The following is a 20,029-nucleotide window of genomic DNA, read 5'->3' as shown; positions in this document are numbered from 1 at the left end:
GGGCAGTCCCCGGGCAAAATATTTTGAAAAATTTTCAGGTACGGACCCGGATCAGCCAGCGGGAGTGGCGCTCCACCCGCAGGGGCAGCACCTCGGCCAGCAGGCGCAGGGCCTTGTCCACATCGTCCGCCGGCAGGGCGCCGGTAAAGCGCAGGCGGGCCAGATCGTCGCCGCTGGCGTGCAGGTGGCCGGGGAAATAGCGGTTGAGCTGGGCCAGGACCTCGTCCAGGGGAGCGTTGTCGAAGATCAGGCGGTGCCGCTCCCAGCTGTCGGCCGCCGGTGCCGCCGCCAGGGGCTCGGCCGTGCCGCCCGGTCCCAGGCGCAGGGCCTGGCCCGGCCCCAGGGTGACGCTGGCGCCGCCCCGGGCGGCCCGCACGGCGACGGAGGATTCGATGACGCTGACCAGGGTGCCGTCGCCGCTGCGATCCACCACATAGCGGGTACCCAGGGCCTGGGCCGTGCCCTCCTCGCTCACCACCCGGAAGGGGCGGCCCGCCGGGTCGTGGGCCACCTGGGCCAGGACCCGACCGGCCAGGAGGCGCACCCGGCGCTCCGTACCGGAAAAATCCAGATCCACGGCGGAACCGCTGTCCAGGGTCAGGCGGGAGCCGTCCGTCAGGGTCAGCTGCCGCACCTCGCCGATGCCGCTGCGCTCGTCCGCCAGCCAGTGCTGGCCGTGGCCCAGGAACAGCAGACAGAGGCCGAGCAGGGAGGCGGCCCCCAGCAGCAGCGGCCGGCGGGCCGGGGCGGCCCGGGGCAGGGGCTGTTCCAGGGCGTCCCACATCAGGCGGATCTGGCGGAAGGTCTCCTGGTGGCGGGGGTCGGCCCGCAGCCAGGCCTGGAAGTCCCGCTGCGCCTCGCCGCCGGCACCGCCCTCCCCCGTCTCCTCCAGTTCGTCGGCCAGGCGCACCACCCAGGCGGCCGCGGCCTCCCGGATGGCGGCCAGTTCCTCCCGCTCACAGGTGGCCATAGAGCCTCCCGTGGCAATGGGCCAGGGCCTTGGCCAGATACTGTTTGACGCTGCTTTCGGAGACCTGCAGCTCGGCGGCGATATCGGCGTAGGACAGGCCTTCCAGCCGGGCCAGGAGGAAGGCGCGGCGCGGCTTCTCCTCCAGTTCCTCGGAGAGCATGAGCAGCACCTGGCGCAGCAGCTGGCGCATGGCGACGATGTGTTCGGGGCTGGGCTCGCTGTCCGGCTCCAGGAGCAGGACCAGGGCCTGCAGGGTTTCCCGCTCCACCCGGGAGCGCTGGTGCAGGTTGATCAGCAGGCGGTTGGCCGTCACCAGCAGGTAGGCGCGGGGCTCCCGCAGGGCTGGCATTTCCGGCAGGGCCAGCAGCTTGAGGAAGGTGTCCTGGGTCAGGTCGGCGGCGTGGTCGCGGCAGCCCGTCTTCTTTCTCAGCCAGCCGAACAGCCAGCCGTGATGGGACCGGTAGAGATGGTCGACAGATTCGGTCGAAGAAGCGACGTGCATGCAGGAACTCCGCGGGAAAGCCAGGTGGACGGAAAACGTGGCTGGCGCGGAGTAAGGCACTCACTGCTGGCTAGATGCGAATTATTCTCAAATATGTAGCAAGATGCAAGCGCCGCCCGGGGGGCCGACTCCCGCCGCCATCGGGGCCGGGGCATCGGCGGCACCTGGCACCGTCCCTCCCCGCCTCTTGTTCGGAAGGCATCCAGGCCCCAGAATAAACCGACGTCATCAGCCACCGCGTCACTCACCGGGACCCCACCAGCCATGAATGCTCCAGCCAAGATTTCCGCCGTCGAGGCCCCGGGCGCCGACATGCCGCGCTGGCTGCCCCATGCCCTGGTGGCCCTGATCATCGCCACCCTGGTGGTGTCCCTGGCCGCCATGGCCATCTGGGAGGAGCGCATCCGCTATCGGGAGCGGGCCGAGGTGGCGACCCAGAACGTCTCCCACATGCTGGACCTGCACCTGAGCAGCGTCTTCGACAAGATCGACGTAGTGCTGCAATCGACGGTGACCCAGTACCAGGAGCAGCTGGCCGGCGGCAAGGTGCGCCCCCTGGAACTGAAGCTCTATCTGGAACGGCAGCAGGCCCTGGTGCCCGAGATCATCAGCCTGCGCATCATCGACCGGGACGGCGTGGTGCGCTACGGTGCCGGCATTCCCGGCGGCGGCCCGGTCAACCTGGGGGACCGGGAGTACTTCCTGCGGGCCCGGGACGGCAGCGCCAGCGAACTGATCATTGCTGGTCCCCTCATGGGGCGCATTGCCAAGCAATGGGTGGTCACCCTCTCCCGCCGCATCGAGGCCCCGGACGGCACCTTCGCCGGTGTGGTCTATGCCGCCATCCCCACCATCCACTTCGAGCGCATCCTCGCCTCCGTCAGCCTCGGCCCCCAGGGCGCGGCTTCCATCCGCACCGCCGACCTGGCCCTGGTGCACCGCTATCCGAGCACCCGCAACGCCGTCGGCAGCCGGGAGGTTTCCCAGGAACTGCTGGACATGCTGCGCCGGCACCCGACGGACGGCCAGTACCTGGCCCGCACCAGCCTGGACGGCGTCGAACGCAACAATGCCTACCGTCGCCTGGAGTCCTACCCCTTCTACGTCATCGTCGGCATGGCCAGCCGGGACTACCTGGGCGGCTGGCAGGAGCACAGCCTGATCCTGGGCGGCCTGGCGGCCCTGGCCGTGCTGGCCATCGGCCTGGCCGCCTGGCTCATGTACCGTTCCGCCGAACGCCTGCGGGCCGACCTGGCGGTGCGCAAACGCATCGGCGCCGAGCTGGAGACCCTGCTGGAGGAACGCACCCGTCTGGCCACGGAACTGGCGGAGCGGGCCGACGAGGCGGAGGCGGCGAACCGGGCCAAGAGCACCTTCCTGGCCAAGATGAGCCACGAACTGCGCACTCCCCTCAACCACATCATGGGCTTCACCACCATCCTGCAGCGGGAAGTCCAGGGCCCCCGGGGCCAGGACCATCTGCACAAGGTGGAACAGGCCTCCCAGCGCCTCCTGGAACTGATCAACTCCATCCTCGACGTCTCCAGCATCGAGAGCGGCAAGATCACCCTGGCCCTGCGCGACTTCGGCCTGGCCGAGCTGCTGGAGGAGGCCCGCCAGGGCCTGGCCGAAGCGGCAGCGGCCAAGGGCATCGGCGTCCAGGTGGTGAGCGACCCGGCCCTGCCGGCCCGCCTGCAGGGCGACCCGGAGCGCATCCGCCAGGTACTCAACGGCCTGCTCGACAACGCCATCAAGTTCTCCGAACAGGGGCCGGTGATCCTGCGGGCCCACCGGGTGCCCAGCGACGACGGCAACGTGCGGGTGCGTTTCGAGGTCAGCGACCAGGGCATCGGCGTCGCCCCCGAACTGCGGGACAACCTCTTCCAGATCTTCAACCAGGGCGACAATTCCAGCACCCGCCGCTACGGCGGCGCCGGCCTCGGCCTGGCCCTGTGCAAGCGCCTGGTGGCCCTGATGCTGGGCGAGATCGGCTGCACCTCCACCCCAGGCGACGGCAGCACCTTCTGGTTCACCCTGCCCCTGGGGGCGGTGGACGAGAACCCGGGGGTCCTCGGCGCCGGCGACTGGCAGCGGGTGCGCCACGTGCTGGCCGAACTGGAAGCCCTCCTCGCCGCCGACAACTTCCAGGCCCAGACCCTGTGGAAGCGCTACACTCCGCTGCTCCACGCCGCCCTCGGCCCCGGCGCCCGGGCCTGCGACGAGGCCATCGACAGCATCGACTTCGACACCGCCCTGCGCTGCCTGCGGGAGGCCCGCCGCGCCGTGCCCGAGCTGCGGGACCCGGCCCACTGAAATACCGCCGGGCCGGTTGCCCTCCGGCACCCTGCCCCAGGATCAAGCAAGCACGCCCATCTCCGGCATGGGTCGGCCACGATGGCCGCCCCATCTGCCTCCCCGGGCATGCCCCGGGGGAAAATCCGGCGCAAAAAAAAAGCGGGCTAGGCAGCCCGCTGTGTGTCGTCCCCGGCCGGACCCGGCGCTTCCCCGGGAATGGGCAGGCTGAAGAGGCGCTTCAGGCGCACGCATTCCGGATTGAGGCTGCCGTCCTCCAGCAGGGCCGGAAACTCCCGGCACACCGAAGGCCGGTTGTCGTAGATGCCGCAGCGATTGTCCGCCTGCAGGGCGATGCAGCGCCCCTCCCCCGACTCCGTGCCCTTCATGCAGGCGCGGAAAGGCGTCAGGGACGACGTCAGGGCTTCCGGCACATAGCCGCCGGGCTGGGTATCCAGCTCCCCGTGGTAGAAGGAAACGCGAAAGAACTTGCAGCAACAGCCGCAGCCGACGCAGGGATGGTCGTTCCCCGCCATGTCGTAGAAAACCCGGTCGTCCTCGGTGCGAATGCTGATCTGGGGCATGTCGTTCTCCCGGCCCGCCCGGGCCGGCACAAGCAAAAAATGGATGGAAATGGCCCCCGCCGCACCACCTCCGTTGTCCACCGTGGGTTGGCAACCGGACAAGAGGGCCAGGGACGGGCAGTTTAAAAAAACTCGGCGCCCTTGATAAGCCCCCGCCCTATCCGCTCCATTGAACATCACCAATGCCCAGCCCAGCAGGTAACGGGTCAGTACAATGGCGGCCAGCCGCAATACTGACGATCAACCGCACACGCAGCCAAACTTCACGCCGAAGGACTAGCCATGCATTACCAACGCCTTGCCACTGCCATCATCATTGCCGCCTGTCTGGGAACCTCGGCATGCCAGAAAGCTGCCGACAGCGAAGGAGGCAGTGCCTCTTCCCAGGCCAGTCCCAAAACCATCAAAGCCTTCCAGGATCATGTCGCCAAGTTCTCCATGACGCTCTTCCGGGCTGAGGCCGATGGTGTCTTCAACGGCAAGACCGGCCTCACCGATCTCCAGCCCCTGGTCGATGGAGTTTACTTTAGCGGTGGCGTCCCGCTCCCCGTTCCCTCCGGCATCCAGACCGCACCCGCTCCCTGGCAGTATCTGCGCAGCGAATTCAATGTGGTCATTGGCGGCCCCCAGGGCGAAGAACTGGGGTCGGCAGCAGCCGACGACCTGCTCCTGCTTACCAATATTCGTCCCGAAGTATGCGACGCTCTCAACGCCGGCCTGGGGCAGGACAAAGGCAGCACTGGCCGCCTGGAAAAAAAACGCATCACTGCCGCCGTCGGCAGCAAAATCGAGCAGAACGAAGGCTGCGTCGCCACCCCGGACGGATTCGCCTACTTCGTCGTCACCAACCGGCACTGATCCGATACGGCGAACCGGGAGCGTCCCTCATCGAGCGGGTGATGGGCTCGGATCACACCCTCACAGAAAAACGGCGGGCCTGATGTACTCAGGACCCGCCGTTTTGCCGTATTGCCACCGTTAGTTCTGCAACTCAACCCTTGGCAAAGCGCATCACCCCGCCCTCGTCGCAGCTGACCAGGATGGTGTCCTTGGGGCCGAAGTTGCCTTCGAGAATCTGCTTGGCCAGCGGGTTCTCGATGTGCTGCTGGATGGCCCGCTTCAGCGGGCGGGCGCCGAAGATGGGGTCGAAGCCGGCCTTGGCCAGTTCGTCCAGGGCGGAATCGGCCACCTCCAGGCGCATTTCCAGCTGGGCCACCCGCTTTTCCAGATAGCCGAGCTGGATGCGGGCGATGTTGCGGATGTTCTTCTCGTCCAGGCTGTGGAAGACCACGGCCTCGTCGATGCGGTTGATGAACTCGGGACGGAAGTAGCTCTTCACCTCGCCCATCACCGCCAGCTTGATCAGCTGGTAATCGTCGCCTGCCATCTGCTGGATCATCTGGCTGCCCAGGTTGGAGGTCATGACGATCACGGTGTTCTTGAAGTCCACCGTGCGGCCCTGGCCGTCGGTCATGCGGCCGTCGTCCAGCACCTGCAGGAGCACGTTGAAGACGTCCGGGTGGGCCTTTTCCACCTCGTCCAGCAGGATCACGCTATAGGGCTTGCGTCGCACCGCTTCGGTCAGGGTGCCGCCTTCCTCGTAGCCGACGTAGCCCGGAGGCGCGCCGATGAGGCGGGCCACGGAGTGCTTCTCCATGAACTCGCTCATGTCGATGCGGATCAGGTGGTCTTCGCTGTCGAAGAGGAACTCGGCCAGGGCCTTGCACAGCTCGGTCTTGCCGACGCCGGTGGGACCGAGGAAGAGGAAGGAGCCGTAGGGCCGGTTGGGGTCGCTCAAACCGGCGCGGGAGCGGCGGATGGCATCCGACACCAGGCGCACGGCCTCGTCCTGGCCCACCACGCGCTGGTGCAGGCGGTCTTCCATTTTCAGGAGCTTGTCCCGCTCGCCCTGCATCATCTTGGAGACGGGAATGCCGGTGGCCCGGCTCACCACTTCGGCGATTTCCTCGGCGCCCACCTGGGTGCGCAGCAGCTTGTTCTGCTGCTGTCCGCCTTCGCTGGCCTTCTCGGCCACCTTGAGCTGGGCTTCGAGCTGGGGCAGCTTGCCGTATTGCAGCTCGGCCACCTTTTCCAGCTTGCCTTCGCGCTGCAGCCTGGCGATCTCGGCCTTGATCTTGTCGATCTCTTCCTTGACGTGGGCGGCGCCGTGGACCTGGGCCTTCTCGGCCTTCCACACTTCTTCCAGGTCGGAATATTCCTTCTGCAGCTTGGCGATTTCGTCCTCGATCAGGCCGAAGCGCTTCTTCGAGGCTTCGTCCTTTTCCTTTTTCACCGCTTCCCGCTCGATCTTCAGCTGGATGATGCGGCGGTCCAGCTTGTCCATCACTTCCGGCTTGGAGTCGATTTCCATCTTGATGCGGGCGGCGGCCTCGTCGATGAGGTCGATGGCCTTGTCCGGCAGGAAGCGGTCGGTGATGTAGCGGTGGGAGAGTTCTGCCGCGGCGACGATGGCCGGGTCGGTGATGTCCACGCCGTGGTGCAGTTCATACTTCTCCTGCAGACCGCGCAGGATGGCGATGGTGGCTTCGACGGAAGGCTCGTCCACCAGCACCTTCTGGAAGCGGCGCTCCAGGGCGGCATCCTTCTCGATGTACTTGCGGTATTCGTCCAGGGTGGTGGCGCCGATGCAGTGCAGCTCGCCGCGGGCCAGGGCGGGCTTCAACATGTTGCCGGCGTCGATGGCGCCCTCGGCCTTGCCGGCGCCGACCATGGTGTGGATTTCGTCGATGAAGAGAATGATGCGGCCTTCATCCTTGGCGATGTCGTTGAGCACGGCCTTGAGGCGCTCCTCGAACTCGCCCCGGTACTTGGCCCCGGCCAGCAGGCCAGCCATGTCCAGCACCAGCACCTTCTTGCCCTTCAGGGTTTCCGGCACCTCGTCATTGACGATGCGCTGGGCCAGGCCCTCGACGATGGCGGTCTTGCCAACGCCGGGCTCGCCGATCAGCACCGGGTTGTTCTTGGTACGGCGCTGCAAAATTTGAATGGCGCGACGGATTTCGTCGTCCCGGCCGATGACCGGGTCCAGCTTGCCCTGGGCGGCCCGCTCGGTGAGGTCCACGCAGTATTTCTTCAGGGATTCGCGCTGGCCTTCGGCCTCCTGGCTGTCCACCCCCTGGCCGCCGCGCACGGCGTCGATGGCGGCTTCCAGGGGCTTCTTCTCCAGGCCGTATTGCTTGGCGATGCGGGAGGTTTCCCCCTTGTCGCCGGTCAGGGCCAGCAGGAACATTTCGGAGGCGATGAACTGGTCGCCCCGCTTCTGGGCTTCCTTGTCGGTGAGGTTGAGCAGGTTGGTCAGGTCTCGGCCGATGGAAACGTCGCCGCCGTGGCCTTCCACCTTGGGCAGGCGGGCAATGGCCTGCTCCAAGGCGGTCCGCAGGGGCGGCACATTGACGCCGGCCCGGGCCAGCAGGGAGGCAGTGCCGCCGTCATCCTGGTTAAGCAGGGCCAGCAGCAGATGGCTGGGGTCGATGAACTGGTTGTCGGCGCCGATGGCCAGGCTCTGGGCGTCGGCCAGGGCCTGCTGGAACTTGGTGGTGAATTTGTCGAAGCGCATGGGAGCTCCTTTCCGATGGATTGACCGGAAGATGGGGGCACTCCCTTTAATTTCAACTACCTGGCCGCCCTAATTGCGCGGAGGCACTCCAAGGTCGGCGGCAGCCCGCAGCCAGCGGGCCTCCAGTTCCTCGGCCGGCAGGGGATGGGAAAACAGATAGCCCTGGCAGGTGCGACAGCCGTTTTGCAGCAGGATGCCACGCTGCTGGTCGGTCTCCACCCCTTCGGCCAGGATGTCCATATCGAGGTGCTGACCCAGCTCGATGATGGAGGCAACGATGTTGGAACTGACCGGGTCGTCGGCAATGTCCCGGATGAAGCTGCGGTCCAGCTTCAGGGTGTGCAGGGGGAAGCGCTTGAGGTAGGAAAGGGAGGAATAGCCGGTGCCGAAATCGTCGATGGCAAGCCGGATGCCCATGGCCTCCAGGGCTTCCAGCTTGGCGTCCACCTGGGCCGAATTGTCCATGAGCAGGCTTTCGGTGATTTCCAGCTCCAGGTAGCGGGGCGCCAGGCCCGTCTCCGCCAGGATGGCGTTGATGCGCTGCAGTAGGTCGGCCTGGCGGAACTGGCGGGAAGAGAGATTCACCGCCACCCGGCGGATCGGCAGGCCCCGCGCCACCCACTGCTGCATCTGGCGGCAGGCCTGGCGCAGCACCCATTCCCCCAGGGGCAGGATCAGGCCGGTTTCTTCCGCCAGGGGAATGAAGCGGGCCGGCGGCACCAGTTCGCCACCGGGAAGGCGCCAGCGCACCAGGGCCTCCACCCCCTCCAGGCTGGCGGTGCGAAGATCCACCTGGGGCTGGTAGTACAGCAGGAACTCCTCCTTCTCCAGGCCCCGGCGCAGGGCCGCCTCCAGGGCCAGGCGCGCATCCGCCTGCCGGGTCTGGGCTTCGCTGTAGAAACGGAAGGTGTGGCGCCCCGCCGCCTTGGCCTGGTAGAGGGCGGAATCGGCATGCTGGATCAGGGTGGTGGCGTTGTCCCCGTCCGCCGGATAAAGGCAGATGCCGATGCTGGCGCCGACGTAGACCTCGCTCCTGTCGTCGAGACGGAACGGTGCCGCCAGTTGCTCCAGGAGCTTTTCCGCCACCACGGCGGCCCGTTCCGGGGTGGCCGCGGTTTCCAGCAGGAGCAGGAATTCGTCGCCGCCCAGGCGGGCCAGGGTGTCGCTCTCCCGCAGGCAGGGTCGCAAGCGCTCGGCCACGGCACAGAGCAGGCGGTCCCCGGTCGGATGGCCGAGGCTGTCATTGACATCCTTGAATCGGTCCAGGTCGAGGAACAGCACGGCACCGCTGCCGCCTTCCCGGGCCGAGAGGCTGAGGGCATGCTCCAGGCGGGCCAGGAACAGGGTGCGGTTGGGCAGGTCGGTCAGGGGATCGTGGTGGGCCAGGTGCAGCAGCTTCTGCTCGGAGCGCCGGATCGGTGACAGGTCGAGAAACACGCCCACATAGCTGACCGGCTGGTGCGCCTCGTCGCGCACCGTGCTGATGGTCAGCCATTGGGGATAGGTTTCGCCGTTCTTGCGCCGGTTCCAGATTTCCCCCTGCCAGTGGCCACTCTCCAGCAGGTCGCGCCACAGCTGGCGATAGAAGGCGCCGTCCTGGCGGCCCGACTTGAGCAGGCGCAGGTTGAAGCCCTGCAATTCCGCCTCGCCGTAGCCGGTGATCTGGCAGAAGGCCGGATTCACCGCTTCCACCCGGCCCTCCAGGTCGGTCACCACGATGCCCTCCCGGGCGGCGGAGAAGACGGCGGAGGCCAGGTTGAGGCGATGCACGTAATCCCGGCAGGCCGCCAGCTCCCGGGGAGTGCCGCTGCGGTAGAGCAGCAGGTAGAGCACGGCGGCGCTGCTCCCCAGCACCAGCACGGCGGCACCGCCGTCGGAGAGGCCGGCCGCGCCCTGCAGCACGGCCAGCAAGGCGCCGCCGGCGCACAGGTAGAGCAGCACCAGGGGCCAGGCCTGGCGGTGCCCGGGGCGCAGCAGGGGATTGGCGCAGCAGGCCGGCGCCGAGGATTTCGGCGCCGGGCTCAAAAGAGCTCCACCAGGCCGCCGGCCGGCGCCTTGCTGCTGCCGGTGATGCTGGCATAGAGGCCCTGCACCAGCTGGTCCAGGGGTTCCTCCCGGGGGTGGCAGGCCTCCAGGGACTCCAGGGATTCGAGCTGCAGCACCAGGGACTGGACGTAGTCCTCCATGCGCAGCATGCCCTCCTGGATGCGTTCGATCTGCTGCCGGGTGATGTCCTGAAACTGGATGCTGCTCATCACCTGGAGAATGGCCTGGTCCAGCATGGCGGCGCCGTCGCAGATGAGGCGCACCGAATTGGCCTCGCCGCTGATGGCCTGCTGGATGCCCTCGGCCAGCCCTTCCAGCTGGGCGGTGATGGCCTGCAGGGAAGTGCGTTCCGCGTCCACGTGGGTGCCGGCCAGCTTGTGCTCGAACTGGGACTGGATGCTCTGGGCCATGGCCGAGATGCCGGCATGGATCTGGGTGGCGGCCTGGTCCACCTCGCCCGACAGCTTGCGCACCTCGGTGGCCACCACGGCGAAGCCGCGCCCCGCCTCCCCGGCCCGGGCCGCCTCGATGGCGGCATTCAGGGCCAGCAGGTTGGTCTGGCCGGAAATGTGCCGGATCACCTCCACCAGGCCGCCCAGGGCCCGGGTTTCGCCGATGACCCGGCTGGTGCGCTGCTGGTCCTCCGCCGATTCGCTGACCCGCTCTTCGATGTACTGTTCGAGACGGGAGATGACGGTGCGGTTGTGGGCCATGCGGGCCTCCGTGTCTTCCGTCAGGCGGGCGCTCAGCTCGTCGGCCTGGGACACCATCTGCTTGAGGTCGCCCATGGTGGCGTCCAGGTTCTCGCACTGGACGATGATGTCCCGCGCCGCCCCTTCGGTGATCTGCACCAGCTGGCCCAGCTGCTCCCGCGTCAGCTCGCCGACCCGCCCCACTTCCCGCACCCGGCCGGCCAGTTCGGCGGCGCAGGCCAGGCGCTCCCGGGAGCGCTGCTGCAGATGCTCGGCCGCCACCCGGGAGCCGAGCAGGAAGTCCCGGTAGAACAGGCGGGAGATGGCGTAATGGACGCAGAAGGCAACGACCACGATGCACATCGAACCCAGGGTATCCACCACCCGGTCCGACAGGCCCAGGGAATTTTCGGCAAAGCGGTGAAAGGCTTCATGGCCGCCATAAACGGCGGCCCCCGTGGCGGCGGCGATGGACAAAAAGGCCAGGATGCCGCGCTTGAAGAGGCGTGATGCTTCCAATGATTCCTCCAGGGAGCTGTTGTTGTCCCGCATCCACGGTCGTGGTGATGGTTCCTGGAGTTGCGCGCCGGGATGGGGTGGTTTGCGGCTGCCACGGACATGGCCGGCAGCCCTGCCGGCCGCCACCGATTCCAACCAGGACGAATTTATGACGCTTTGATTCGCCCCGGTATCACCCGGGACCTGATTCCCCTATCACCTTCCTGCCGGAGGTCTGTCGTCGTTGCAACTACAGCCTGCCGGGGAAAGCTCGAGCCGTACGGAATGGCCCTAGAAGGGGGCCGGCGGGCTGGCGATGAGGCGGTTGTTGATGGCGTAGAGGGTCAGTTCGGCATTGTTGCGGATGCCCATCTTGGCCAGGATGCGGGCCCGGTAGGTGCTGATGGTGTTGGGGCTGCGGTGCAGGGTTTCGGCGATCTGGGAGACGGAGCGTCCGGCCGCCAGCAGGCACATCACCTGGTACTCCCGGTCGGAGAGGTTCTCGTGGGGCAGGCACTGGCGCCGGCCGCTCACCTCCAGGGCCAGCCACTCCGCCAGGCGGGCGCTGACGTAGGTGCCGCCGGCGGCCAGCTTGCGCACTGCCCGCACCAGTTCCTCCGGTGCGTTTTCCTTGTTGAGGAAGCCGCTGGCACCGTTCTTCAGGGCGCGCATGGCCAGGTGCTCCTCCGAGTGGATGCTGAAAATGAGAATGGGCATGGCCGGCGCGATGCGGTGGATTTCCGGCAGGGCCTCCAGGCCGTTGCGGCCCGGCAGGTTCACATCCAGCACCAGTACGTCGAAGCTGCGCTGTCGCAGCAGCAGCAGGGCCTCGTCGATGGTGCCGGCCTGGGCCGCCACTCGCATGTCGTGTTCCTGGTCGAGGATCTGGCTGATGCCCCGGCTGACGACGGGATGGTCGTCAATGACCAATATTTCCAATATCCGTCTCCCTTGTTATGAGTGGAACGAGAACCCGCACCCGGGTGCCCTCGATTTCCGGGCGGGTGGCGATGTGCACCTCGCCGCCGCATTGGGCCGCCCGCTCCTTGATGCCCAGCAAGCCCAGGGAATGGCCGTGGGCGGGCAGCATCGGCATCCCCCTGCCGTTGTCCCGCACCTCCAGCAGGACCCGGCCGTCGGCCAGGCCCAGGCTCACATCGATGCGGTTGGCCTGGGCATGGCGCGCCACATTGGTCAGCAGTTCCTGGCAGATGCGGAACAGATGGGTGGCCAGGACATCCGGCAGCTCCAGGCGCTCCCGGGGCACCACCACGTTGCAGCGGATGCCCAGGCGGCGGCGGAAATCGTCCACCAGCCACTCGACGCCGGCCCCCAGGCCCAGGGTGTCGAGGATGCCGGGGCGCAAATCCCAGGAGATGGTGCGCACGGCGCGCAGGGTGTCGTCGATGAGGCGGCCGACCTCCTGCAGCCGGGTCTTTTCCTCCGCCTGTCCGCCCAGCAGGCGGGCCCGCAGCCAGGCCATCTCCAGCTTCAGCACGGTCAGGCTCTGCCCCAGCTGGTCGTGGATTTCCAGGGAGATGCGGGAACGCTCCTCCTCCCGCACCCGCTGCAGGCCTTCGTTGAGGGCCCGCAGCTGGTCCCGGGAGCGCATCAGTTCAGCGTCGGCCTGCTTGCGGGCGCTGACGTCGTGGATATAGCCGTGCCAGATGACGCAACCGTCGTCCTCCAGCCGCGGCACCGCCTTGCTCTCCACCCAGCGCACGCCCCCCTGGGGATGATGCACGCGGAACTCGCAGTGCCAGGGGGCCATGGTCCGGGCCGACTCCAGCACCACCGCCAGCACCCGTTCCTGGTCGGCGCCGTGGATGCGGCTGAGGACCGGCCCCAGGTCCTCCGTCAGGTCCTCCGGCCGCAGGCCGAAGATGTCCACCGAGCCCTGCATGGCGTAGGGAATGCAGAAAGTGCCGTCGGGCCGCAGCTTGATCGAATAGATGACCCCGGGCACCGAAGCCGCCACCCGGGCCAGCTTGTCCTGCAGCATGAGGCGCTGCCGCAGGCCCTCTTCCGCCTGGCGCCGGGCGGTGATGTCCATGTGGATGGTGACCAGGCCCTGCAGGCCCGAACCCAGGGGCGTCGCCTGCAGCAGATACCAGCGCTCGCCGGCAGGACCATGGCAGGGATACTCGATGCTGGCCACCGGCAGCCTTTCCTCCAGCACCGCCTGCATGCCGGCCAGGGCTTCCGTCGCCGAAGCCTCGGGAAAGGAGCGGCGGCAGACCTCGAAATAGTTGAGCCCCACCCCTGCCGCCAGCTCCTCGCCGGCGCCGTTGCCGAGGGCGAACTCGGACCATTTGCGGTTGGTGCGCAGGATGTTGCCCTCCCGGTCCAGCACCGCCACGGCCACGTCGAGGGAATTCATGATGGCGTTGGTGAGAATCTCGTTGCGGCTGGCCAGGGCCTGGCTGCGCCGGTTCTCCGTCACGTCCAGCAGGGTCCACTGCAGGTAGCGCTCGCTGTCTAGAAAGACCAGGTCCACCGAGATCAGCAGGTGGCGCACCTGGCCGTCCGGGCGGCGGATGGAGCGCTCGCTCTGGTAGCCCCGTCCGTCGATGAGGATGGAGGCCAGGGCCACCTCCCGCTGCTGGGGCGAGCCCCACAGATGCAGGGCGAAGGACGTCATGCCGATGACCTCCTGCCGCTCCAGGCCGTAGATATGGAGAAAGGCGGGATTCACGTCCACCAGGGAGCCGTCGGCCACCCGGCAGAGGGCGATGCCCGCCGGGCAGGTGCGGAAGATGGTGGAGAAGCGGGCCTCGCTCTCGCGCAGGGCAATCTCCACCTTCTTGCGCTCGGTCACATCCTGCAGGGTGCCCATGGCCATGGCCCCGCTCCGGCGCCGGCGCTTGCCGCCACGGCCAGGCAGACCCGAGGAGAGGGAGAGATGGCGCAGGCCCCGGTGCGAGTCGCCAACGCGGAATTCCACCGTCCCCGGCGCCGCCGTCGTCGGCGGATGCAGCCAGATGCGGCGGATGCGCTCCCGGTCTTCCGGCACCACGCATTCGAGGAATTCGGCCAGACGCGCCGCCCGGGTCGGCAGGCCCAGCAGCAGGCTGGCGCGGCCGTCGAGGAAGATGCGGTCCTGCTGATGCTCGTAGCACCAGATGCCCAGGTCCGACGATTCGAGGGAGAGGTGCAGCAGCCGCCCCAGGTTGAGGGAGGACAGCAGGCGGGGAATGGTTTCCCGGTCGAGCAGCAGCAGGCTGCAGGACCACCCGATGCCGACCAGAATCAGCGCAGTCAGGAAGTCCGGCCAGATTCCTCCCATGATTCCTTCCTCCAGCATGTCCTAGTCGCTAATGGCGCCCCCCTTGCCGCCCGCCCCGACCGCTCCTCCCGGAGATAGGCTGAGATTCGGCGGCAATGGAACTGAGCCCAGAAAAAGGCCGGTGTATTCTTGTTGTGAACAAACGATGTATTGCGCTACGTCCTGTTCCCCTCCCCCACGCCTTGCTGGGGACCACAGGAGCTTCCATCCGTACGCTGCAACCCATCCGGACCGGATTGAGGCAGAACGTCGAGGCAGCATCGGCCCTGGACCTACCGACCAAACTCACCATTTTAGGGCGCCGGACCTGGCCCACCTATCAGGAGCCGATTCATTTGTGTGTAGCGAAAATCGTTATTGTATATGGCGCTTTTCACTACATCCCCAGCTTTCGCGCCCCTATTCCCACGGCATCCGGTTTTTAGAACATCGGCGTAGGACAGGCGCCTAATCGTCGTTTCCGGACAGCGGCGTTTGTCGGGACGGGCCCAGTTTCGGCTAGAATCTCCGCAGCAGATTTGCTCTGCCTTAAAAAAACAACGAGCAGGCATGCCGTCCGGCGCCTGTGGAGGAAGACACCATGACTACCGGAAAACCCGTTTCCATTCGTACCAAGTTCCTCTGGCTCACCGGCATCACGGTCCTGAGCCTGGTGGTGCTGTTCGCCGTGGTGCTGGCCACGGAAAAATCCCTGCTCATGCAGGATCGCCAGGAAAAGGTGCGCAACCTGGTGGAAGTGGCCCACGGTCTGGTGGCCCACTACGACAAGCAGGTCCAGGCGGGCAAGCTGAGCAAGGAAGAAGCCCAGCAGGCCGCCATCGCCGCCATCAAGGACCTGCGCTACGACAAGATCGAGTATTTCTGGATCAACGACCTCAACGACCTGATGGTGATGCACCCCATCAAGCCGGAAATGGACGGCAAGAAGCTGGACCAGCTGAAGGACAAGGCCGGCAAGTACCTCTTCCGCGAATTCAACGAGACGGTGAAGAAACAGGGCGCCGGCTTCGTCGACTACCTGTGGCCCAAGCCCGGCTTCGAGGACCCGGTGCCGAAGATCTCCTACGTCAAGGGCTATGAGCCCTGGGGCTGGGTCATCGGCAGCGGCATCTACACCGACGACGTGAACGCCATCTTCAAGCAGGAAGCCATCAAGTTCCTCATCTGGGGCCTGGCCATCGGCGGCCTCATCAGCGTCTCCCTGTTCCTGGTGCGGCGCAGCCTGCTGCGCATCCTGGGCGGCGAACCCCACGAGGCCACGGTCATCACCAAGCGCATCGCCGCCGGCGACCTGACGGTGGACATCCGCACCGAGGCCGGCGATTCCACCAGCCTCATCGCCAGCATGAAGGAAATGCAGGAAACCCTGCGCAGCATGATCGGCAGCATCGTCGGCGGCGCCGAACAGCTGTCCACCGCCGCCGCCCAGCTGATGCGGGCCTCCGAGGAAGTCACCGGTTCGGCCCGGGAGCAGAGCGAATCCGCCGCCTCCATGGCCGCCGCCATGCAGGAGATGACCGTGAGCATCGACCAGGTGGCGGAAAACGCCCGGGAAGCCCACGCCATCAGCACCCAGTCCGGCGACTATTCCCAGCAGGGCACCGTGGTCATCCACAACGCTGCCCAGGAAATGCGCCAGATCGCCGAAGCGGTACAGGCCTCCTCCTCCATCATCGAAGAACTGGGCCGCCAGTCCGACCAGATCACCTCCATCGTCAACACCATCAAGGAAATCGCCGACCAGACCAACCTGCTGGCCTTGAACGCCGCCATCGAGGCCGCCCGGGCCGGGGAACAGGGCCGGGGCTTTGCCGTGGTGGCCGACGAAGTGCGCAAGCTGGCCGAACGCACCAGCCTGTCCACCCAGGAAATCGCCGACACCATCAGCAAGATCCAGGCGGGCACCCGCAACGCCGTGGCCAGCATGGAACTGGGCGTGAATCAGGTGGACAAGGGGGTGGAACTGGCCAACGAGGCCGGCGAATCCATCAACAACATCCGGGACGGCGCCCAGCGGGTGACCCAGGTGGTGAACGACATCACCAATTCCATCAAGGAACAGAGCACCACTTCCAGCGACATGGCCCAGAGCATCGAGCGCATCGCCCGCATGTCCGAGGACAGCGCCAACGCCATCGCCCACACGGCCGAGGCGGCGCGCCACCTGCAGGAACTGTCCCTGGAACTGCACGGCTCGGTGAGCCGCTTCAAGACCCACTAGGCGACACCGCCGACCACGCCAAGGCCGCCTGCGGGCGGCCTTTTTCATGGGGCAGGCCAAAGGCTCCCAATGACTGAAGCACCACCGCACCCCGTACCCGCCATGGTCATCCGGCGTCGGCCGGAGGCCGGCAATCCCCCATGAAAAAGCCGCCTGACGGCGGCTTGATCAATCCCTGTGACGGCCATGAGCCGCCCGAGCGTTATTGGCCAGTATCTGCAGCAGGCTCTCCAGCAACGGCAGGTGCCCCGGCCTCGGTGGGGGCCGACGACACCACAGCTGGCACCGTACCGGTGGGTTCCTCCGCCATTGCAACCGCCCCGGTTGCCAATCCCAGCTTGCCCTGCAACTCGGCCGCACAACGCTTGGCGATCTCCCGGGAAGCATTCTGCAGGGCGCCGAACTCATCCCGTTCCCATTCTTCCTGGGGCATCTTCTCCCCGTATTCGCCCTGGCAGGACTCTTTGAAGTAGATCGTGTCGCTTTCCTTCTGGTAGAGCTGCACGCTGACGTTGTAGCGCAGGGTGTAGTCGCTCGACAGCATGGAATAGTCGAGTTGCCACTGGGGCTGGGAAACCGTCAGTTGCAGGTCGGCGGCAGAAGCACTGCGCTCAGCGCCGGCGGTGGCGATATTCAACTGCGGCACCTGGGACAAACTGGCCAGGAGTTCTTGGCTGACAGCCAGGACCGGCCCCTCCTTCGCCACCTGAGCCTGGGGCTTGGCGGTCTGGGCCTCGGCGGCGCTGACAATCGCACTATTCACGTTCTGGCTGAAAGTGGTGGCGATCTGGACATTGGCGTCCAGCTGCCGCTGCAACTGCTGAGCGCTGGTGCTCGGACCGGAGGACGTCCCCGAGGCCAAGGCGCTGCCAGCTATCATGCCGAGCAGAAAACCGCCGACCTCGCCCCCCTTGGAACGGATATGAAGCAGGTTGCCCCGGACGTTGAGCACCACCGGTGCGGAGCGCAGCTTCTGCATCAGGGCATCGCTCTGCAGGGGCTCGCTGGCAGGACCGAAGAGGCCCGCGGCGGCCGGCTGGCTGAAGGTAACGGCAAAGGCGATGCAGGAAGCGGCAAAAGAAAAACGGTTCATGGCGGAATGGCCGCGGCATCGAAACCAACGGCAGAACAATTGGACCCGCGCATCATATCAATTCATGACATTTGCACAACCCCGGAACAAACAGACTTGCCGGACCCCGGCGATGCCACGCCAGGCAACAACGCAATCCGGGCTGGGAACCGTGAAAAAAACGGCTGCAGATTTCGCTCCCCCTGGAGAGGAAGAAGGGACGGGCGTCCCAGGCCAGACATAGAGGAGAGTGGCGTCTTTCCTACCTTCCCGACTACCTCGCAGGTGGGCTACTTTCCGCCCTTCTCCCAGCGGGCGGCGGCGGAGTCGTCCGTTTCCCGGGCGTCCACCCAGCGGGCGCCGGCGGGGGTCACTTCCCGCTTCCAGAACGGGGCCCGGGTCTTCAGGTAGTCCATGATGAACTCGCAGGCGGCGAAGGCCTCGCCCCGGTGGGCGCTGCTCACCGCCACCAGGACGATCTGGTCGCAGGGCTGCAGGGTGCCGACCCGGTGGATGATGCGGGCGCCGAGGATGTCCCAGCGCGCCCTGGCCTCGGCGACGATGGCCTCCAGGGCCTTTTCCGTCATGCCCGGGTAGTGCTCCAGGGCCATCTCGGAAACGCCGCTGCCCTCGTTCATGTCCCGCACCAGGCCGACGAAGGCGGCCACGGCACCGACGCCGGGCTGGCCGGCGCGCAGGGCCGCCACTTCGGCAGACAGGTCGAAATCCTCTTGCTGCACGCGGACGCTCATGTTCGCTCCTTCAGGGAATCAGCCGCATCAGCCGCCGGTGACCGGCGGGAAGAAGGCCACTTCGTCGCCGTCGTGCACCGGGGTGTCGGCCCGGGCCATATCCTGGTTCACCGCGAAGCGCAGGTTCTTGGTGGTCAGCAGTTTTTCCCAGTCGCCGCCCCGGGCCGCCAGGTGGGCCCGCAGGGCGCCCACGTCGAGCAGGTCGAGGGGCGGCGAGACTTCCTCGGCGGCCGTGCCCAGGGCTTCCCGCAGGCCGGCGAAATAGAGCACCTTGATCATGATGGAACCTTAGCCCAGGAGTTCGGAGAAGGAGAGGAAGCGCACGGTGTCGCCGGCCTGGATCACCTGACCCGGAGGATTGTCGATGAGGCCCGTGGCTTCCACCAGGGAGGCCATGACCCCGGCGCCCTGATGGCGGTAGAGGGCCACGGAGCCTTCGGCGGTGAGGCTGGCACGGAGGAATTCGCGGCGTTTGTCGGCCTTTTTCCACTCGCCGGCAGCCGGGAGGGAGTAGGCCCGGGGGGCCACCTCGGTAGCGCCCTGGCTGCGCAGGATGAAGGGCCGCACCAGCATGAGGAAGGTGACGAAGGCGGAGACCGGGTTGCCCGGCAGGCCGATGAAGGCGGCGCTGCCCTGCCCCGCGCTTTCGCCTTCGCTGCGGCGCACTTCGCCGAAGGCCAGGGGCTTGCCCGGCTTGATGGCGATGCTCCACAGGTTGAGGCTGCCTTCGGCTTCCACCGCGGGCTTGACGTGATCTTCCTCACCCACGGAGACGCCGCCGCAGGTCACCACCAGATCGGCGGCGTCGGCGGCTTCGCGCAGGGCAGCCCGGGTGGCTTCCAGGCTGTCGGGCACCTGGCCCAGGTCTTTCACTTCGCAACCCAGGCGTTCCAGCAGGGCGACGATGGCGTAGCGGTTGGAGTTGTAGATGGCCCCTGCCGGCAGGGGCTGGCCCGGCATCACCAGCTCGTCGCCGGTGAAGAAGGTGGCCACCCGCAGGCGGCGATACACGGGCACTTCGGCCAGGCCGACGGAGGCGGCGAAGGCCAGTTGGGCCGGCCCCAGGCGGGTGCCGGCGGCGAGGATGCGGGCGTCCTTGGCCACATCTTCCCCGGCCCGGCGGATGTTCTCCCCAGCCTTGGGTACGTGCTGGAAACTGACCCGGCCTTCGCCGGCATGCTCGCAGCGTTCCTGCATGATGACGGCGTCGGCGCCGGGAGGCACCGGGGCGCCGGTGAAGATGCGGGCGGCGGTGCCCGGTTCCAGGGTGGTGCCGACGGAACCGGCGGGAATGCGTTGGGAGACCGGCAGCACGGTGCCGGGCACGGGAATGTCGGCGGCGCGCACGGCGTAGCCGTCCATGGCGGAGTTATCCAGGGGCGGCACATTGACCGTGGAGGTCAGGTCCTGGGCCAGCACCCGGCCGGCGGCGGCCTGGGTGGGCAGCCAGCGCACTTCGCTGACGGGCTTGGCAGCGGCCAGCAACTGGGCCAGGGCGTCTTCAAAACTGAGCATGGGTGTCATCCTTGGAGTCTTG

At 66.9% G+C, this 20,029-nt stretch carries 15 protein-coding genes; 3 read left to right on the top strand and 12 right to left on the bottom strand.

Annotated features, from left to right (window positions below; all coding sequences use genetic code 11):
- Nucleotides 1–34: 34 nt before the first annotated feature.
- Nucleotides 35–970: a FecR family protein gene (locus AC3QLZ_RS00190; RefSeq protein ID WP_014237226.1), complete on the bottom strand. Its 936-nt coding sequence runs from the start codon at nt 968–970 to the stop codon at nt 35–37.
- Nucleotides 957–1,472 (bottom strand): sigma-70 family RNA polymerase sigma factor, encoded by a 516-nt coding sequence (locus AC3QLZ_RS00185; protein ID WP_014237225.1) that lies wholly within the window; start codon nt 1,470–1,472, stop codon nt 957–959. Before AC3QLZ_RS00185 ends, AC3QLZ_RS00190 begins: the two co-directional genes overlap by 14 nt.
- A gap of 264 nt (nt 1,473–1,736) precedes the next feature.
- Between AC3QLZ_RS00185 and AC3QLZ_RS00180 the strand changes: the two genes are divergently transcribed.
- Entirely contained in the window at nt 1,737–3,785 is a 2,049-nt protein-coding gene (locus AC3QLZ_RS00180; RefSeq protein ID WP_014237224.1) for a sensor histidine kinase, read from the top strand.
- 146 nt (nt 3,786–3,931) lie between these two features.
- On the opposite strand, the gene AC3QLZ_RS00175 is transcribed toward AC3QLZ_RS00180, so the two are convergent.
- The gene (locus AC3QLZ_RS00175) at nt 3,932–4,348 is read right to left on the bottom strand and encodes a YkgJ family cysteine cluster protein (RefSeq protein ID WP_014237223.1); all 417 of its coding nucleotides are present in this window, start codon (nt 4,346–4,348) and stop codon (nt 3,932–3,934) included.
- A 282-nt stretch (nt 4,349–4,630) separates the two neighbouring features.
- Between AC3QLZ_RS00175 and AC3QLZ_RS00170 the strand changes: the two genes are divergently transcribed.
- Nucleotides 4,631–5,206 carry a hypothetical protein gene (locus tag AC3QLZ_RS00170; RefSeq protein ID WP_014237222.1) on the top strand — a complete coding sequence of 192 codons (576 nt, stop codon included), beginning with the start codon at nt 4,631–4,633 and terminating at the stop codon, nt 5,204–5,206.
- A 133-nt stretch (nt 5,207–5,339) separates the two neighbouring features.
- Here the strand turns inward: AC3QLZ_RS00170 and clpB are convergent, their stop codons facing one another.
- The 5 genes from clpB to AC3QLZ_RS00145 form a co-directional block, all read right to left on the bottom strand.
- Complete coding sequence (gene clpB / locus AC3QLZ_RS00165; RefSeq protein WP_014237221.1) at nt 5,340–7,925, bottom strand: ATP-dependent chaperone ClpB; 2,586 nt, start codon at nt 7,923–7,925, stop codon at nt 5,340–5,342.
- 69 nt (nt 7,926–7,994) lie between these two features.
- Nucleotides 7,995–9,950 (bottom strand): putative bifunctional diguanylate cyclase/phosphodiesterase, encoded by a 1,956-nt coding sequence (locus tag AC3QLZ_RS00160; protein WP_014237220.1) that lies wholly within the window; start codon nt 9,948–9,950, stop codon nt 7,995–7,997.
- Nucleotides 9,947–11,182 carry a methyl-accepting chemotaxis protein gene (locus tag AC3QLZ_RS00155; protein ID WP_274412993.1) on the bottom strand — a complete coding sequence of 412 codons (1,236 nt, stop codon included), beginning with the start codon at nt 11,180–11,182 and terminating at the stop codon, nt 9,947–9,949. The genes AC3QLZ_RS00160 and AC3QLZ_RS00155 overlap by 4 nt, the downstream gene beginning before the upstream one ends.
- 270 nt (nt 11,183–11,452) lie before the next feature.
- Nucleotides 11,453–12,100 carry a response regulator gene (locus tag AC3QLZ_RS00150; protein ID WP_014237218.1) on the bottom strand — a complete coding sequence of 216 codons (648 nt, stop codon included), beginning with the start codon at nt 12,098–12,100 and terminating at the stop codon, nt 11,453–11,455.
- Entirely contained in the window at nt 12,081–14,447 is a 2,367-nt protein-coding gene (locus AC3QLZ_RS00145) for a PAS domain-containing sensor histidine kinase (RefSeq protein WP_165397436.1), read from the bottom strand. The genes AC3QLZ_RS00150 and AC3QLZ_RS00145 overlap by 20 nt, the downstream gene beginning before the upstream one ends.
- A 580-nt stretch (nt 14,448–15,027) precedes the next feature.
- Between AC3QLZ_RS00145 and AC3QLZ_RS00140 the strand changes: the two genes are divergently transcribed.
- Nucleotides 15,028–16,668, top strand: coding sequence for a methyl-accepting chemotaxis protein (locus AC3QLZ_RS00140; protein WP_014237216.1), 1,641 nt, complete (start codon nt 15,028–15,030; stop codon nt 16,666–16,668).
- Nucleotides 16,669–16,870: 202 nt separating this feature from the next.
- Here AC3QLZ_RS00140 and AC3QLZ_RS00135 read toward each other — a convergent pair whose 3' ends face one another.
- From AC3QLZ_RS00135 to AC3QLZ_RS00120, 4 genes are all read right to left on the bottom strand, one after another.
- On the bottom strand, nt 16,871–17,761 hold the full coding sequence (locus AC3QLZ_RS00135) for a hypothetical protein (protein ID WP_014237215.1): 891 nt from the start codon (nt 17,759–17,761) through the stop codon (nt 16,871–16,873).
- A gap of 269 nt (nt 17,762–18,030) precedes the next feature.
- Nucleotides 18,031–18,492 (bottom strand): molybdopterin synthase catalytic subunit MoaE, encoded by a 462-nt coding sequence (moaE, locus tag AC3QLZ_RS00130; RefSeq protein WP_014237214.1) that lies wholly within the window; start codon nt 18,490–18,492, stop codon nt 18,031–18,033.
- Nucleotides 18,493–18,519: 27 nt separating this feature from the next.
- Nucleotides 18,520–18,771, bottom strand: coding sequence for a molybdopterin converting factor subunit 1 (moaD, locus tag AC3QLZ_RS00125; protein ID WP_014237213.1), 252 nt, complete (start codon nt 18,769–18,771; stop codon nt 18,520–18,522).
- A gap of 9 nt (nt 18,772–18,780) precedes the next feature.
- Nucleotides 18,781–20,007: a molybdopterin molybdotransferase MoeA gene (locus AC3QLZ_RS00120; RefSeq protein ID WP_014237212.1), complete on the bottom strand. Its 1,227-nt coding sequence runs from the start codon at nt 20,005–20,007 to the stop codon at nt 18,781–18,783.
- Nucleotides 20,008–20,029 lie beyond the last annotated feature (22 nt).

The organism is Azospira sp. MPR-LB4, from assembly GCF_058809525.1.
This window is presented reverse-complemented; position numbering and strand designations above follow the sequence as displayed.